General features: G+C 61.3%; 14 protein-coding genes. 5 read left to right on the plus strand and 9 right to left on the minus strand.

Annotated features, from left to right (window positions below):
* Positions 1–43: 43 nt before the first annotated feature.
* Entirely contained in the window at positions 44–1,141 is a 1,098-nt protein-coding gene (locus tag JFU48_RS00860) for a PLP-dependent cysteine synthase family protein (RefSeq protein ID WP_177434737.1), read from the minus strand.
* A 169-nt stretch (positions 1,142–1,310) separates the two neighbouring features.
* Here JFU48_RS00860 and nhaA point away from each other — a divergent pair, with 169 nt between their 5' ends.
* From nhaA to JFU48_RS00875, 3 genes are all read left to right on the plus strand, one after another.
* A complete protein-coding gene (gene nhaA / locus JFU48_RS00865; protein ID WP_201135623.1) occupies positions 1,311–2,498 on the plus strand; it encodes a Na+/H+ antiporter NhaA in 1,188 nt (395 codons plus the stop codon).
* A gap of 305 nt (positions 2,499–2,803) precedes the next feature.
* Positions 2,804–3,997 (plus strand): S-type pyocin domain-containing protein, encoded by a 1,194-nt coding sequence (locus JFU48_RS00870; RefSeq protein WP_201135624.1) that lies wholly within the window; start codon positions 2,804–2,806, stop codon positions 3,995–3,997.
* 11 nt (positions 3,998–4,008) lie between these two features.
* Entirely contained in the window at positions 4,009–4,260 is a 252-nt protein-coding gene (locus JFU48_RS00875) for a pyocin S6 family toxin immunity protein (RefSeq protein ID WP_103485727.1), read from the plus strand.
* A 74-nt stretch (positions 4,261–4,334) separates the two neighbouring features.
* On the opposite strand, the gene JFU48_RS00880 is transcribed toward JFU48_RS00875, so the two are convergent.
* On the minus strand, positions 4,335–4,799 hold the full coding sequence (locus tag JFU48_RS00880) for a glycine zipper 2TM domain-containing protein (RefSeq protein ID WP_003222347.1): 465 nt from the start codon (positions 4,797–4,799) through the stop codon (positions 4,335–4,337).
* A 167-nt stretch (positions 4,800–4,966) separates the two neighbouring features.
* Between JFU48_RS00880 and JFU48_RS00885 the strand changes: the two genes are divergently transcribed.
* Complete coding sequence (locus JFU48_RS00885) at positions 4,967–5,203, plus strand: hypothetical protein (protein WP_103485726.1); 237 nt, start codon at positions 4,967–4,969, stop codon at positions 5,201–5,203.
* Positions 5,204–5,208: 5 nt separating this feature from the next.
* On the opposite strand, the gene pdxH is transcribed toward JFU48_RS00885, so the two are convergent.
* The 5 genes from pdxH to dinG form a co-directional block, all read right to left on the minus strand.
* Positions 5,209–5,856: a pyridoxamine 5'-phosphate oxidase gene (gene pdxH / locus JFU48_RS00890; protein WP_201135625.1), complete on the minus strand. Its 648-nt coding sequence runs from the start codon at positions 5,854–5,856 to the stop codon at positions 5,209–5,211.
* Positions 5,857–5,880: 24 nt separating this feature from the next.
* The gene (locus JFU48_RS00895; protein ID WP_201135626.1) at positions 5,881–7,098 is read right to left on the minus strand and encodes an OmpA family protein; all 1,218 of its coding nucleotides are present in this window, start codon (positions 7,096–7,098) and stop codon (positions 5,881–5,883) included.
* A 111-nt stretch (positions 7,099–7,209) separates the two neighbouring features.
* Entirely contained in the window at positions 7,210–8,355 is a 1,146-nt protein-coding gene (locus tag JFU48_RS00900) for a serine hydrolase domain-containing protein (protein WP_103485724.1), read from the minus strand.
* Between the two features lie 211 nt (positions 8,356–8,566).
* Positions 8,567–10,918: a beta-galactosidase gene (locus JFU48_RS00905; protein ID WP_201135627.1), complete on the minus strand. Its 2,352-nt coding sequence runs from the start codon at positions 10,916–10,918 to the stop codon at positions 8,567–8,569.
* 93 nt (positions 10,919–11,011) lie between these two features.
* Positions 11,012–13,156, minus strand: coding sequence for an ATP-dependent DNA helicase DinG (gene dinG, locus JFU48_RS00910; RefSeq protein WP_003222341.1), 2,145 nt, complete (start codon positions 13,154–13,156; stop codon positions 11,012–11,014).
* 366 nt (positions 13,157–13,522) lie between these two features.
* Here dinG and JFU48_RS00915 point away from each other — a divergent pair, with 366 nt between their 5' ends.
* Entirely contained in the window at positions 13,523–13,987 is a 465-nt protein-coding gene (locus JFU48_RS00915) for a DUF2269 family protein (protein WP_003222340.1), read from the plus strand.
* A 186-nt stretch (positions 13,988–14,173) separates the two neighbouring features.
* On the opposite strand, the gene JFU48_RS00920 is transcribed toward JFU48_RS00915, so the two are convergent.
* Together JFU48_RS00920 and JFU48_RS00925 are read right to left on the minus strand one after the other, a co-directional pair.
* On the minus strand, positions 14,174–14,932 hold the full coding sequence (locus tag JFU48_RS00920) for a collagen-like triple helix repeat-containing protein (protein WP_103522356.1): 759 nt from the start codon (positions 14,930–14,932) through the stop codon (positions 14,174–14,176).
* Entirely contained in the window at positions 14,925–15,200 is a 276-nt protein-coding gene (locus JFU48_RS00925) for a DUF1145 domain-containing protein (RefSeq protein WP_201135628.1), read from the minus strand. Before JFU48_RS00925 ends, JFU48_RS00920 begins: the two co-directional genes overlap by 8 nt.
* Positions 15,201–15,237: the final 37 nt, after the last annotated feature.

Here is a 15,237-nt window from a genome sequence, read left to right on the forward strand (position 1 = left end):
TTCGCGAGCAAGCCCGCTCCCACATTGGTTTCCGCGTTCGGCTTTAGATATTGGCGCGCAGCACTGAAGTCGGCAGCGCCTCGCCTTTCTCGGCGCTCGCCGCCACCGCCGCCATCAACCCCTCCAGCTCATAGCCCTGAGCCTTCAGCCAGGCCTGATCGTAATAGGTGTCGGCATACCGCTCGCCACCATCGCACAGTATCGCCACGATCGACCCCGACTCCCCCGCCGCTTTCATCTGTTGCGCAGCCATCAGTGCGCCGATCAGGTTGGTACCGCTCGACCCGCCGACATGCCGTCCCAGACGCTGCGCCAGATAATGCATGGCCGCCAGCGACAAGGCGTCCGGCACCTTGACCATCGCATCGATCACCTTGGGCAGGAACGACGCCTCGACCCGTGGCCGGCCAATGCCTTCAATTCGCGAACCGCAATCCAGGCGCAGACTGGCGTCGCCAGTCTGGTAGTAATCGAAAAACACCGAACGCTCGGCGTCGGCGCACAACACCCGGGTGCAATGCTGGCGATAACGCACGTAACGACCCAGGGTCGCGGTGGTGCCGCCGGTGCCGGGGCTGGAAATCAGCCAGCTCGGTTCGGGATGTTGCTCGAAACGCATCTGCTGGAAGATCGACTCGGCGATGTTGTTGTTCGCCCGCCAGTCGGTAGCCCGCTCGGCATAGGTGAACTGGTCGATGAAATGGCCGCCATGCTCGCGGGCCAGACGTTCGGATTCGGCGTAAATCTGCGTCGGATCCTTTACCAGATGGCTCTGGCCACCGTAGAAAGCGATCTGCGCAATCTTCTCTTTCGAGGTGGTCGCCGGCATCACCGCAATGAACGGCAAACCGAGCATGCGCGCGAAATACGCCTCGGAAATCGCCGTCGAACCGCTGGACGCCTCGATCACCGGCGCGCCGGGCTTGAGCCAGCCGTTACACAACGCATACAGGAACAACGACCGCGCCAGGCGATGCTTGAGGCTGCCGGTGGGATGACTGGACTCATCCTTGAAATACAACTCGATACCCGGGAAACCCGGTAGCGGCAAGGGGATCAGATGGGTGTCGGCGCTGCGCTGGAAGTCCGCTTCGATAATGCGGATGGCTTCGCGGGCCCACTGGCGGTTGTCGCTCATGATCATGCTCTCGTTGATTCGGGCAGAAATTGCCTCGTCACAGGCTCAGCCGCCAAGCATAGGAAAAAACCTACAGGCCTCACAGATACAGCTGAGCCTCAATATATCCGCCAACTGCTAGGCTCTGTGCAAGTGGATGTCCGACCTTTTGCCATGTAGATGGAGAGTGACCTTGCCGCTGCGCAGAACCTTTACCCGTTTCTTTCAGCTGGAAGCGGCCAGCGGCTTGCTATTGATTGCCGCCGCCATCCTCGCCCTGATCATCAACAACTCACCGCTGTCATGGCTGTACACCGGTTTTCTCGACACTCCGGTGGTGACGCAGATCGGTGCGCTGAAAATCGCCAAGCCGCTGCTGCTGTGGATCAACGACGGCCTGATGGCACTGTTCTTCCTGCTGATCGGTCTGGAAGTGAAGCGCGAAGTGCTCGACGGGCAGCTGTCGAAACCGTCGCAGATCGTCCTGCCGGGGGCAGCGGCGGTCGGCGGCATGGTCGTACCGGCATTGATTTACTGGTTTCTTAACCGCGACAACCCGCCCGCCCTGAACGGCTGGGCGATTCCCACCGCCACCGACATCGCCTTCGCTCTCGGCGTACTGGCGCTGCTGGGCAAGCGTGTGCCGGTGTCGCTGAAACTGTTTCTGATGACGCTGGCGATCATCGACGACCTCGGCGCCATCGTGATCATCGCGGTCTTCTATTCCGGCGAACTCTCGAGCCTGTCGCTGGGCCTGGCGGCGGCATGCATCGCAGCGCTGGTGGCGATGAACCGGCTCGGCGTGGTCAAGCTCGGCCCGTACATGATCATCGGTCTGATCCTGTGGGTGTGCGTGCTCAAGAGCGGGGTTCACGCGACACTGGCCGGGGTCACGCTGGCGTTCTGCATCCCGCTGCGCACGAAAAATGCCGAACCCTCGCCATTGATGACCCTCGAACACGCGCTGCATCCGTGGGTGGCGTACGGCATTCTGCCGCTGTTCGCCTTCGCCAACGCCGGGCTGTCGCTGAGTGGGGTGACCATCGAAAGCTTCACCCATCACGTCCCCATGGGGATCGCCATCGGCTTGCTGCTGGGCAAAACCGTCGGTGTGTTCGGCCTGACCTGGCTGGCGGTGAAAATCGGCATCGCCGCTCTGCCCCAAGGTGCCAATTGGGGTCAGGTGCTGGGCGTGGCGATCCTCTGCGGCATCGGTTTCACCATGAGCCTGTTTGTCGGCTCGCTGGCCTTTGAACCTGGCGTGAGCGACTACGCCGGCATGGATCGGATGGGCATTCTGACCGGTTCGATTCTAGCGGCGTTGATCGGGTATGCGGTGACGGCGGCGGCGAGTCGCCATAACGCAAATTCACCTGCATAGAACCTTTGAATGGGCTCGTTGTGGCGAGGGAGCTTGCTCCCGCTGGAGCGCGAAGCGATCCCAATATCCCGGGTCTGCTGCGCAGCCCAGCGGGAGCAAGCTCCCTCGCCACAAGTCCAGGCTCGTCTGAAAACCAGCGAACAATCCCGGAGATAAATCGCCTCACCACAGGCCTGGCTTGTCTGACAAATAGCGAACAATCCCCAGCCCATTAGAGATGCGTCCTACAGCCACCCTTTGTCTGCTTCGTTAACGTCGCACAGCCCTTTCGAAGGGTTGTCGATGGATGAACGAAAGGACGCTCAGTGGCTCGCAACAAGGACATTCCCCGGGTTCCCAACCCGCCGGCGGGCGACGGTCATCACGTCACCTACCGCTATATGACGGCCACTGAACTGGCCGAGCGCGACGCTCGACAAAACGCATACGACGCCATGCTGGCGCGGCAGGAGGCCTTCGAGCGCAGCCGCGAGATGGTGGCCAAAAAGCCTGATCCCGTGCGTGCCGGGTGCGTGTTCGCCAAGTCCTGCAAATTGCCGGACGCGATCATCGATTACTCGAATCCTTCGGGGATGGTCCCCACCGACAGCCTGAAAGATTACGGAGATCTGCTCCTGCTCGGCGGCCGTGAAGCCGATGACAGCGGCGGCGTTCCACTCAAGAAAATCAGCGGCACTGCCATCCCGGCAGGCCTGGGCACCTTCGCCCTTGCGGGTGAGGCGTTCAAGGCATTGCCCGCCATCGCGTCCACCGCCGTTGTGACCCCTTTGGTCGGGCTGGTGGCGTTGCTCATGCCATCGAACCTGGGCGACAGCGCCCTCTACACCGAAGACCAGTTGCTCGCCCTCAAACAGGCTCGAACCCGCGTGCGCCTGCATGTCGAACAACAGGCCGACGGCAGCCTCAAGGGTTATGGTTTCTACACCGGCAAGAATCGCGACTGGGAAATGGTCGATGTCGCGCAGTTCACCGCACGTGATAACCGCTTTGTCGCAGACCTCGGCGAAGGCATCGAACTGATCTGGACGCCCGCCGTGGACGGCTCCGACATTCTCGGCATTCCGGCGCTGGAGGTTGCTCCGCAGGCCCCGCATATTTGGGTGTACCCACCGACGAAAGCGGCGGACGGGATTCTGGTGAACCCGGTTTATCCGCCGGAGTATCGGGATTTCATTTTGGTGTTTCCGGCGGATTCGGGGGTTAAGCCGGTTTACATTGTGCTCAGTCGAGCTCGCGACCATGCCTACTACGACCACCCAAAGACGCTACCTGCGTTTCCTGATGCGGTCAGAGTGAAGTCCAAGTCATCGGTTCAGGGTGGAGGAAAGCGGCGAGCACGCTGGGTAGACCGCAAAGGTCGGATCTATGAATGGGATTACAAAAGCAATGCTGTAGAAAAATACGACAAACTGGGAACCACTCATTTGGGTGAGTTCAATCATATTACTGGCGAACAAACCGGGCCCGCCGAGCCGGATAGAAGAACCTCTAGAAATTAAGGGACTAAAACATGCGTTACCTTTCAATAACCGGGTTTTACCCTGACGAAATCCAAGACAGCTCGCTACAGTTTGAAATGGATATCAACGATAGCGAAATGAATGAAAAGGTTGCACAGCTCATTGAATCCAAGCCGCTTAACGAGCTGGAGCCTGGAGAATTGTTATTGAGCCGGGATCAAGTAAGCGCATTGGAAGTCCTTCTGAACGTCAGCTTCCCGAAGGGTCTGGAGTATTTCATGGGCACCTGTGCCCAGCACTGATCAGGCGAATTGAAACAAACAAAAAACCCCGACCAGTCACCTGATCGGGGTTTTCTTTTACCGCTCGTTTCCGCTTAGTGCGAAACGCGGCTGGTGCCACCGACGGTGGAGATGCGCACGCGCTCACCGACACGGAACACTTCGTTTTCCTGGACCTGTTGCACGTAGGCACGCATGCTGCCGTCGTCTTCGCGCACGGTGATTTCAACGCCTTGGGTGCGGGTCATGCCTTCTTCAGCGGCCGAGCCCAGCAGACCACCGGCTACCGCGCCGATGACCGCAGCCACGGCGCTGCCGCGACCGCCGCCGATGGCGCTGCCGCCGACACCACCGACCACTGCACCGGCGACACCGCCGATCGGGGTCTTGGTGCCTTCGATTTTCACCGGACGCAGGGATTCGATGGTGCCCATGCGAATCGTCTGCACGCGACGCGCTTCGTCACGGGAGTAGGAGTCACCGGTCAGGCTCGACTGGCAGCCGGTCAGCAACATCGCCATCGTGGAAAAGGAAGCAACCAGCAGAACAGACTTACGCATAGCATCAACTCCAAAAGAACATGTATTCATTAAACCCCGCAGCTTGACGCCTGTCACGACGCGGCCGGGATAAACTTGATTTTATTCAGGCCCGGTACAGCCACCTGCCGCCCACCCAACAGTAGCGCCAAATCGCCCAACCCGCCCTGCCGATCCAAGGATTTTTCATGGATTACGTGATCATTTTCGTCACCACCGTTGCCGGTTTGTACTTCCACGGGTGGCTGTACGTGCGGATCAAACGCTGGATGGATCGTGATCTTGCACTATCCCTGGCGGGCAATGATGACGGCAAACGCGCCTTCATGCTCGAACAGCTGGCCCATGCCCGCTCGCAGAAAATCAAACGACAGGATCTGCCGAAGTGGCTTGAGGCCGCTGCGGCAGGCTATCCCGCTCGGTAGACTGCTTAAGGCGCCAGACGTTCAAGAATCCAGTTGGCGCCCTGCTGACGATAGTTCAGGCGATCATGCAGACGACTTGGACGGCCCTGCCAGAACTCGATGCGCTCAGGCAGCAGGCGATAGCCGCCCCAGTGCTCCGGGCAGTCAGGCTGAGTATCGCTGAAGCGTTGCTCGGTGGCCTTGAGCAAATCCTCTAGCTCGCCACGGCCGTTGATCACCCGGCTCTGCGGCGAAGCCCAGGCGCCGAGCCGGCTGCCCAGCGGACGCACTTGATAATACGCGTCGGACTCTTCAGGCGTGACCTTCACCACCCGCCCCTCAATACGCACCTGGCGCTCCAGGGTTGGCCAGAAAAACGTCATGGCCGCGAAAGGATTCGCCTCCAGATGCTGCCCCTTGGCACTGTCGTAGTTGGTGAAAAAGGTGAAGCCCTGCGCGTCCAGGCCCTTGAGCAGCAGAATGCGACAATGCGGACGCCCATCCGCATCGACCGTGGCCAGGGTCATCGCGTTGGCCTCCACCGGCGCCTGTTCGGTTTTCACCGCGTCGGCAAACCACTGGTGAAACAGCGCGAACGGCTCGCCCGGGGCTTGCGCCTCGGTCAGGCCATCCCGGGTGTAATCACGACGCATATCAGCCAGAGCCTGAGTCATGGCGCATTCCTTTTCGTTAACGGATCACTGCTTGGCAGCATCGGTGGCAGCGACCTTCTTGTCGGTCGCTGCGGCTTTGGCCGGCTCGGTTTTCTTCACCGGAGTCTTGGCTGGAGCCTTCTTCGCAGGTGCTTTGGCTGCAGCTTTTTTCGCTGGAGCCTTTTTAGTCGCCGATGCCGCGGCTTTCTTCGCGGCAGGCGCTGGCGTTACCGGCTTGTCGACTGGCTTGACGTCCTGCGCGGCAACCAGAGTCACCGGTGCCGGAGCTGGCATGTTGTACTTGCTCAACAGCGCAACCATGGTGTTCTGCGGTGTAACCAGCAGCTCGATACGACGGTTCAAGGCACGGCCTTCAACACTGTCGTTAGCCGCGCGCGGAGCGTCGGCCCCCATGCCACGCAGCATCAGGCGGTCACGTTGCAGGCCGCTGAGACGGAAGATCGCGGCCACCGATTGGGCGCGTTCCAGGCTGAGCTTGGTGTTATCCGCCGCGACGCCCGAGCTGTCGCTGTGACCGAGTACCAGGATCGCCGTTTTCGGATCGGCTTCGAGGATTTTGGCGACGTTGGTGAACGGGCTCAGGGTAACCGGGAGCAGCATGGCCGGACGTTTCGGGTTGAACGAGCCTTCAACCGGTGCGATCAGCACCAGCACGTTCTCACGACGTTCGAACTGCAGGTTGCTGCCTTTGATGGCGGCACGCAGACGCGGCTCATAATCGTCAAGCCAGGCTTGAGTGACCTTCGGATCCGGCATCGGTACGACTTTGGCGGCCACCTGATCTTTGGCAGTGCTCTGCTGCTTGCCGAACGGCCACCACCACTTGGTGCCTGTGTCAGCGTTGGCGTTGGCGTTGGCGACTACAGCCGGCTTGGCGTCGGGTTTCGCCTCAGGCTTCACTTCAGCTTTGACGTCGGATTTCACATCAGCCTTGGCGGCCGAGTTGTCCGAACCGCCGAACGGCCAGTACCAAGGGCTGCTGCTTTCAGCCTTGGCCACGGGTGCGGTGGCGGCAGGCTTCAACGGGGCTGGGGCTGGGGCTGCTGGAGCCGGTGCCTTTGCAGATGCAGACGCTGTCGCTGGAGCTGGAGCTGGCGCCGATACTGGATCTTTGGCCGCTGCTTTATCGGAAGAGCCGAACGACCACCAATTGCCGCCGTCCGCATCATTTTTAGGGGTCTGCGCACATCCGGTAATTGCAACACACAGGGCGGCCAGGGCAAGAGTGTTTTTATATGACATTGAAAATCCCCAATATGAAGTAATTGAATCAGAGCTCTTTTGCCCGGATAAATAGACGTTTTGCATCGAAAAACAAAAACAGGCTCCATACCTGGAGCCTGAAGTAAAGCATTACAGACAAGTGGCAAGTACCCGCGCCAGTTTCTGCGCACGAGGGTCCATCAAGACGTACGGCCCCAGGGTATTTGTCACAAAACCAAAAGCAACATCGTGCTCCGGGTCTGCAAATCCGATGGAACCCCCGGCGCCCGGATGGCCAAACGCCCGTGGGCCCAGACCATAAGTCGCGTTCGGCACATCGGGTTGATCAAGCATGCAGCCCAGACCGAAACGGGTTCGGGTCAGCAGGGTCTTGTCTTCGCCGAGGCTATGCTCGCGTGTCAGCTCGTTGAGCATTTCGCCGTCAAGCAGGCTGCCGTCGAGCAATCCGGCGTAAAAACCCGCCAGGCTGCGCGCATTGCCGTGGCCATTGGCCGCCGGTTGTTGCATGCGTCGCCATTCCGGCTTGTTGGTACTGGTGAGCACCGAGGGCGGATTGGTGAATGCACGAGTGGTCATGGCCGTGGGTTCACGCATGGTCACTTGCAACAGGCGCTGGGCCGCGGCGTCGCCGACGTTGCCCTTGCCCCGGGCGATGTGCGCCACGCGGTAAAACTCTTCGTCAGCCAGACCGACATGAAAATCCAGGCCCAATGGCTTGGCCACGCGGGCCACGATCGATTCCCCCGGCCCGCGACCGTCTGCGCGGCGCAACAACTCGCCGATCAGCCAGCCGTAAGTGATCGCGGCATAGCCGTGCCCCTCACCCGGCGTCCACCACGGCGCTTCGGCCGCCAGGGCATCGACCATGGTTTGCCAGTCATAAAGGGCTTCGGGGGCGAGCAGTTCACGCAGGGCCGGCAAACCGGCCCGATGGCTGAGCAACTGGCGCAGGGTGACCGATTCCTTGCCGGCCGCCGCGAACTCCGGCCAGTAGCGGGCAACCGGAACATCCAACTGCAATTTGCCTTCGGCCACCAGTTGCAGCGCCGCAACGGCGGTGAAAGTCTTGGTGCAAGAGAACAGGTTGGCGATGGTGTCGCTGTGCCAGGCCTCGGTGCCGTCCTTGTCGGCGGTACCGGACCAGAGGTCGAGGACGGTTTCTCCGCCGACCTTGATGCACAACGCTGCGCCGCGTTCCTGGGGATCGTCGAACAGTGCCGCGAATGCCTCGCGCACCGCTTCGAATTGAAGCTCGTAATGTCCCTGAATCTGCACCCGCAACTCCCCCGCAAAAACACGCTACAAATTGGTCGGCATTGTTCCAGTCCTTGAGGGATTTGGGAACAGCCGCAGGCTAGACGGTTGATGTTGTGGCATACGACTGATGCCATCGCCAAAAGGCCTGCTCGCACAGCAGATTCATGAACACCACAAATCCAGTGTGGGAGCGAGCCCGCTCGCGAAGAACGATAGCTCGTTCCGAGGCTTAGTGCCCATTCCCTGAATGCCCGCCCGCATGCCCGGCGCCAGGCCCTTTGCCGGCCTCGCCCCGTCTGCCGCCTTCAGCTTCATGCGCCGGCGCAGCGGCTTTTTCGGCTTCTTTGCCCAACTGATCAAGCGCCTGCAGGTTGCTCTTGCGCACCGCCTCGACAAAGCCCTGATACGGCAGATCGGTAATCCCCACCAGACCGAAGTGCCCGTTCTCGCCGTCGAGCAGGCGTCCGGTCGCCGGTTGATCCAGATACTGGAACCAGTGCACGCCGACGATCGACGGTTCGTTCAACGCCTGTTTGAGGAAGTTGGCATAGGCCGGGCCGCGATCTTCTTCCCGTGCCAGTTGCGTTACGCCGCCCCAGAACGGCCCACGGTCAGCCGAACCGAAATTGAATTCGGTGATCAGCACCGGTTTGTCGAGGGCGTGCAAGGCGGCGAAGTCATACCCGTCCTGCGGCTTCAGCGTGTACATATTGAAGCTCAACACGTCGCAATACTGCGCGCAGGACGCTACCGCTTCCGGGGTGCTGGTGGCGAAACGGCCGCCGAGCAGCAACTGATTCGGCGCGTGCCATTTCAACGAGTCAGAGATGGTCTTGAAGTAGGTATCGGCGAACACCTTCTGGAAGTATTTGAAGTCGTTTTCGATTTCCGGATGCTCCGGATTCGGCATCGGCGGCACGAAACCCGGGTCTTCCATCAACTCCCACGCCGGCAGATCAATGCCCCACGCTTTCGACAGACCTTCCTGGTTGCGGTACTTGTCGCGCAGTTGCTTGAGGAACGCGCGCTTGGCTGGCACGTCGGTGGTCATTTTCAACGTGCCGTAGGCCAGGGCGTAGCGCGACTGCGGATCGTCGCCGGGACCGGCCCAGGCCAGTTCGTTGTCGGCGTAGTAACCGATCAACCACGGATCATCGCGGTGATCACGGGCAGCGATGGCCACGGCACGCTCGGTAGCCATGGCGAAACGCGGGTCGAACGGGTCAGGCATGCCGCCCCACCAGTCTGTGCCGGTGCTGATGCTGGTGTAGTCGCCGACGATCGACAGCGGCAAGGTGTACGGCACCCGCTCAGCGTCGCCCAGCGAATCGGCACTCCAGTTGCCAACCGTGTTGAAACCCCAGGCTTGCAGACGATCAAGGGTGTGCGCGGCCCACTTCTGCTCATCGACCGTGGCTTTGCATGGCGCGGCGCTCGTCGGCTCGGCTGCCGGTTCGGCGGGTGCCTGCGCTGCGCAAGGTTCGCCGTACAGGCGTTGCAGGTTGGCGCCGTAGAAATCGTACCAGCGCCCGGCGTTGTAGCCACGGCCCTGATCGGCACCGTTGCCGCCACGGTTGTCGCCTTCGCCGAAATGGCTGGCAAGTGGCTCGTCTGGTTTTGGCAGCGATTCGAACATCCACTCACGCCCGGCGACGTAGGTCTGGTTGACCTGCGGGCTGACGGTGTTGACCCCCAGCGAATAGAACGGATGCCCTTCCGGCGTCACCAGATACCAGCGCCCGTCACGCTTTTCAGTGCGGAAAAAGCCGCTGGCCTTGAACGCCGGGCCTTGGTTCCAGCCACCGAATTTGTCCAGCGAAGACTTTTCGCGCTCGGCCAGCCAGGTTTTCAGCTGTTGCTGTTCCTTGGCGGCGGCGGCTTTCAGTTGTTCATCGTTGCTGATTTTTTCCGGCCATTTGCTGCGGGTCGACTGCCCGTAAGCGTCCACCAGATTGCCATACACGGCCTGAGTCACGGCATCGCCGTCCTGCACGCCGAAACGCTCGAGCAGCAGGCTCTGAGCGGCTTTCGGCTGATCCATCCACAGGCTCACCGACACCACCTGACTGCGGTCCAGTTCACCGCTGCTGCTGGCCAGCAGAATCCGCTGACCATCGACGGTCATCGGCATCGGCGGCCCGGCCTTCATGCCCTGGCTCAGCGGCGAAGTCGCCACCAACGGCACCAGCAGGGTTTGCGCGGGTCCGGCCGGCAAGTCGACGCGGCTGGTCAGCGTCTGGCCGTTGTTGCTCTGGATTTGCACGTAAACCGTCACGGCCCAGTTCATTGCGCTCTGCAGACGCAGGCTCATCATGCCCGACTGCGACCAGTCCCAGGCGCCGGTCTGCGGGGTCAGGCGCAGGGTCGGACGGGCTACCGGGTTGAACGTCACCCGGCGCAGCACTTCACCTTCCGGGGTTTGCTCGGCGTTGGCTTGTGGCAGGTCAGTGTTTTCGGTGACGACTTTCACCACGTCGGCAGGACGGACGAAGTTGAACAGGGTCTGCTGACCGGCAGGCGCCGCCAACAACGGGGCGGCGAAGATCAAGGCAAACACGGCAGGCAACGAGCGGCGAATCATAAGAACGGAGTTCTCCCTAACGACCAAAAGGCCAATGGAAAAGCGATGGCGGAGAGATAGACAACGCGGCGGGCAAAACTGCCCACCGTTGTCTCAGGATATTTCACGACGGAATGGCGGCAACGCATTGAGGATCGCCTTGCCGTAGCGCTGGGTGACCAGTCGCCGATCGAGCAAAGTGATGGTGCCGCGGTCTTCTTCGGTACGCAGCAGGCGCCCGCAGGCCTGGACCAGTTTCAGCGAAGCGTCGGGCACCGAAATTTCCATGAACGGATTGCCGCCACGGGCCTCGATCCACTCCGACAGCGCCGCCTCGACCGGATCGTCCGGCACTGAGAACGGGATCTTGGCGATCACCACGTGCTCGCAATAGGCCCCGGGCAAGTCCACCCCTTCGGCGAAACTGGCGAGGCCGAACAGCACGCTGGAATCACCGCCATCGACCCGCGCCTTATGTTTGTTCAGGGTTTCCTGTTTCGACAGGTTGCCTTGAATGAACACTTGCTTGCGCCAGTCGCGGTCGAGGCCATCGAACACGTCCTGCATCTGTTTGCGCGAGGAGAACAGCACCAGCGTGCCGCGCGAGCCTTCGACCAGATCCGGCAATTCGCGGATGATCGCGGCGGTGTGAGCCGCGGCGTCGCGTGGGTCGGCCTTCAGATCCGGCACCCGCAGTACGCCGGCGTCGGCATGATGGAACGGGCTCGGCACCACGGCAGTGACCGCTTTTTTCGGCAGACCGGCGCGCATGCGGAAACGGTCGAAGGTGCCCAGTGCCGTCAAGGTTGCCGAGGTCACCAGGCAGCCGTAAGCCACGTTCCACAGGCTGCGACGCAAGGTTTCTGCAGCGAGAATCGGGCTGGCGTTGACCTCGATATCGAACAGCGAACCGCTTTCGGCCAGTGTCAGCCAGCGCGCCATCGGCGGGCTGTCTTCCGGGTCTTCGGCGGTAAATGCAGTCCACAACTCCCAGTTGCCCGAAGCCCGGGACAACAGGCTGCCGAACAGCGGATACCACTCCTCGGCCTGATTGCTGGCAATGCCGATGTTGACCTCGCCGTCCATGCCTTCCTTGAGCAGGTCGGTCAGACGGGTGAACAGATCGTTGAGCCGCGAGTAGCCCTTCTTCAGCTCGATGCCCATCTCGCGCATGTGCTCGGGAATCACCCCGCCGACGAAACGATGGCGTGGCCGCTCGCGACCTTCGACGTCTTCGCCGGGCTTGAAATCGGCGATCTGCTCGCACGCGGTGAACATGAACTGCTGCTGGGTCTTGATCTCCCGCGCCAGCTCCGGCACCTGCTCGATCAGCTTGCCGAGATCCCCCGGCAACGGATGCTGGGCCAGCAGTTTGGTGAGGTTCTTCGCGGTGGTTTCCAGCCAGTCGGCGGTGGAACGCAGGCGCGTGTAGTGGGCGAAGTGGCCGATGGCCTTGTCCGGCAGGTGGTGGCCTTCGTCGAACACATAAATGGTGTCGCGCGGATCGGGCAGCACCGCACCGCCGCCGAGGGCCAGGTCAGCCAGCACCATGTCATGGTTGGTGACGATCACGTCGACTTTGCCCATGCCTTCGCGCGCCTTGTAGAACGCGCACTGGCCGAAGTTCGGGCAATGACGGTTGGTGCACTGGCTGTGATCGGTGGTCAGGCGCGCCCAGTCGGCATCTTCCAGCGCGTTTGGCCAGCTGTCACGGTCGCCGTCCCACTTATTGCCGGCAAGCTTCTCGATCATGCTGGTGAACAGCTTCTGACTGGCCTCGTCGACCTCGATCTTGAAGCCTTCTTCTTCGAACAGCTGGGCGGTGGCGGTTTGCGCATGACCTTCCTGCAACAACATGTCGAGCTTGGACAGGCACATGTAGCGGCCACGGCCCTTGGCCAGCGCGAAACTGAAGTTCAGCCCGCTGTTGCGCATCAGGTCGGGCAAATCCTTGTAGACGATCTGCTCTTGCAGGGCCACGGTCGCGGTAGCGATCACCAGGCGCTTGCCGGCCAGCTTCGCGGTGGGGATTGCCGCCAGGCTGTAGGCCACGGTCTTGCCGGTACCGGTGCCGGCTTCCACCGCGACAATTGCGGGGTCGCCACTGCGCCGGCCTTCGTCGTCGGTGTCGATATCCCCGAGGACTTTGGCGATTTCAGCGATCATCAGGCGCTGGCCATAACGCGGTTTGAGGCTCTTGGCTTCAAGAAAACGCGAATAGGCGCCCTGGATCGTGGTTTTGAGTTCAGTGCTGATCATTGATTGTCGGGCGCAAAAAACGCTGGATAAATTTTCAGTGGTTTAGGGGGGCGTTCTCGATCAGTTTCCACGCCGCGTTGTTGCCTTAAAGCGGGCCAGGCAAGGCGCAGGCCGCTGGAAATGGTTGTTCCCTTTCCAAGGCCTGCAACGCAGGCTGGCCCGCTTTAAGGCACAACCCGAAGGGCCGGGCCTGCTGTTGTGCAGGGCTGCGTTGCTCGAAGCTTATTTGGAATGACCAAACCACGCTTCTCGCGCCTTGCCCTGCACAACAGCAGGCCCGGCGCGGCGCGGAAACTGATCGAGAACGCCCCCCAACGGCGGCTATCATACCCCGCTAATTAATCCCGCGCAGAACGGAGTGCCCCAATGACACCTTTTAGCCTCGTTTATCCGCTGCATGTCTTGTCCGCCCTGGTCTGGGTCGGCGGCATGTTTTTCGCCTGGATGGTCCTGCGCCCGGCGGCGGTGAAGGCTCTCGACGGCCCTGCCCGCCTGACCTTGTGGGTGGAAGTGTTTCAAGGTTTTTTCCGCTGGGTCTGGGTCGCGGTGATCCTGTTGCCGATCAGCGGCGTCGGCATGTTGCATTTGCAGCACATCGGCTTCGAGACCGCGCCTAAGTATGTGCAAGTGATGATCGGGCTGTATGTGGTGATGACGGCGCTGTTTATTCGGATTCAGGGCCTGATGCTGCCGGAGTTGCGCAAAGCGGTGGAGGCGAAAGACTGGCCCGCGGGTGCGGCGGTGCTGGGGCGGATTCGCCGGGTGGTGGGGATCAATCTGATTGTCGGGTTGGTGCTGGTGGCGATTGCGGCGGCGCGGCCGATGTTCTGACCCGCTGACGACAGGCACTATTTGTGGCGAGGGAGCTTGCTCCCGCCGGGCTGCGCAGCAGCCCCAAATCAGCTGGCGCGTTCAATCTGATGAAGCGCGGTATCTGGGATGGGGCCGCTACGCGACCCATCGGGGCGGTGCGACGTTTCGCTAAATCCCCTCACCACAATTAAGAAATACGCTGTTTTAGAGGCGTTGCACGGTCACCGCGCCCGCCGCACCCACCGGCCCTGGCTGACCATCAGCCCCGGCCTTGCCGTTCTTGCCGCCATCAGCGCGGTACACCAGGCAACCCTTGGACTTGCCGCCCTGGCCGGCCTTGCCGCCGACACCCGCCGGACCACCGGCGCCGCCAGCGACGTCGACTTTGATCAGCTCGGCCGGAAACTCGCGGGGCACTTCCAGGCGCACCAGCGCACCCGGGGCACCGGGTTGGCCATCGCTGCCATTGCTGCCATCAAAACCGTGTCCGGCTTCGCCCCAGGTGCAGCCCGGATCTTCACCGTTGCCGCCATCCAGACCGACAAAACCTGGTGCGCCGGTACCGCCACGGGCATCGACAAACAGCTTGGGTGCGGTCAACGCCTTGAACTGCAGATTCAGATTACGCCCGGCACGGGCGGCTTTTTCATAGGTCCCCGGTGCCCCGCGTGCAGTAATCAGGCTGCCTTCGCTCAGTTCGGCACGAATGACTTTCATGTCCAGCGCCTGTTCGCTCGGAACAATCGCGATGCGTGCTTCATGGCCCAGGCGCAGTTCGCCGACGGTCAGTTCGGTCACATTGGCAGGAATCAGCAAAGTGCCGTAATCGGCGACTTCGAGTTTTTCCAGCTGCAAGGTGCTGGCGGTATTGGGCAGGCGCATCAGGGAATTGGTTTCGACACTGACCACCTGGGCGCAGGCCAAGGGACTGATGAATGCAGCGAGCAGGCAAAGTTTACGCATGGGAAGAAGCCTCCGGAGCGGCCGGGGCCGGGATGGTTTGCAGGTGGAATACGCCAAACAGCAGGATCAGCAGACGGTCACGCCACGGGTTGGCACGCCCCTCGAGGCGAGAGAACAGCAACTCCAGCACATGCAGCGCCAGCAACAAGCCGCCGGCCAGATTGACCAGCAGATGCAGCGGATGCACAAACGGCATCAGCAGATTGAGCACTACCACGCACCACAACAGCAGGGTCAGCAAACGCCCCAGCCCCCAGAAAACCTTCATACGCTCCCCCGTGTCGGAATTATTCTTTGGGCGCACA

This window comes from Pseudomonas sp. TH49, assembly GCF_016650625.1.
In the GTDB taxonomy this organism is placed as follows: Bacteria; Pseudomonadota; Gammaproteobacteria; order Pseudomonadales; family Pseudomonadaceae; genus Aquipseudomonas; species Aquipseudomonas fluorescens_H.

Coding starts and splice junctions, on each gene's coding strand:
- JFU48_RS00875 (WP_103485727.1), top strand. CDS start 4,009: ATGCGTTACCTTTCAATAACCGGGTTTTACCCTGACGAAATCCAAGAC.
- JFU48_RS00880 (WP_003222347.1), bottom strand. CDS start 4,799: ATGCGTAAGTCTGTTCTGCTGGTTGCTTCCTTTTCCACGATGGCGATG.
- JFU48_RS00885 (WP_103485726.1), top strand. CDS start 4,967: ATGGATTACGTGATCATTTTCGTCACCACCGTTGCCGGTTTGTACTTC.
- pdxH (WP_201135625.1), bottom strand. CDS start 5,856: ATGACTCAGGCTCTGGCTGATATGCGTCGTGATTACACCCGGGATGGC.
- JFU48_RS00895 (WP_201135626.1), bottom strand. CDS start 7,098: ATGTCATATAAAAACACTCTTGCCCTGGCCGCCCTGTGTGTTGCAATT.
- JFU48_RS00905 (WP_201135627.1), bottom strand. CDS start 10,918: ATGATTCGCCGCTCGTTGCCTGCCGTGTTTGCCTTGATCTTCGCCGCC.
- dinG (WP_003222341.1), bottom strand. CDS start 13,156: ATGATCAGCACTGAACTCAAAACCACGATCCAGGGCGCCTATTCGCGT.
- JFU48_RS00915 (WP_003222340.1), top strand. CDS start 13,523: ATGACACCTTTTAGCCTCGTTTATCCGCTGCATGTCTTGTCCGCCCTG.
- JFU48_RS00920 (WP_103522356.1), bottom strand. CDS start 14,932: ATGCGTAAACTTTGCCTGCTCGCTGCATTCATCAGTCCCTTGGCCTGC.
- JFU48_RS00925 (WP_201135628.1), bottom strand. CDS start 15,200: ATGAAGGTTTTCTGGGGGCTGGGGCGTTTGCTGACCCTGCTGTTGTGG.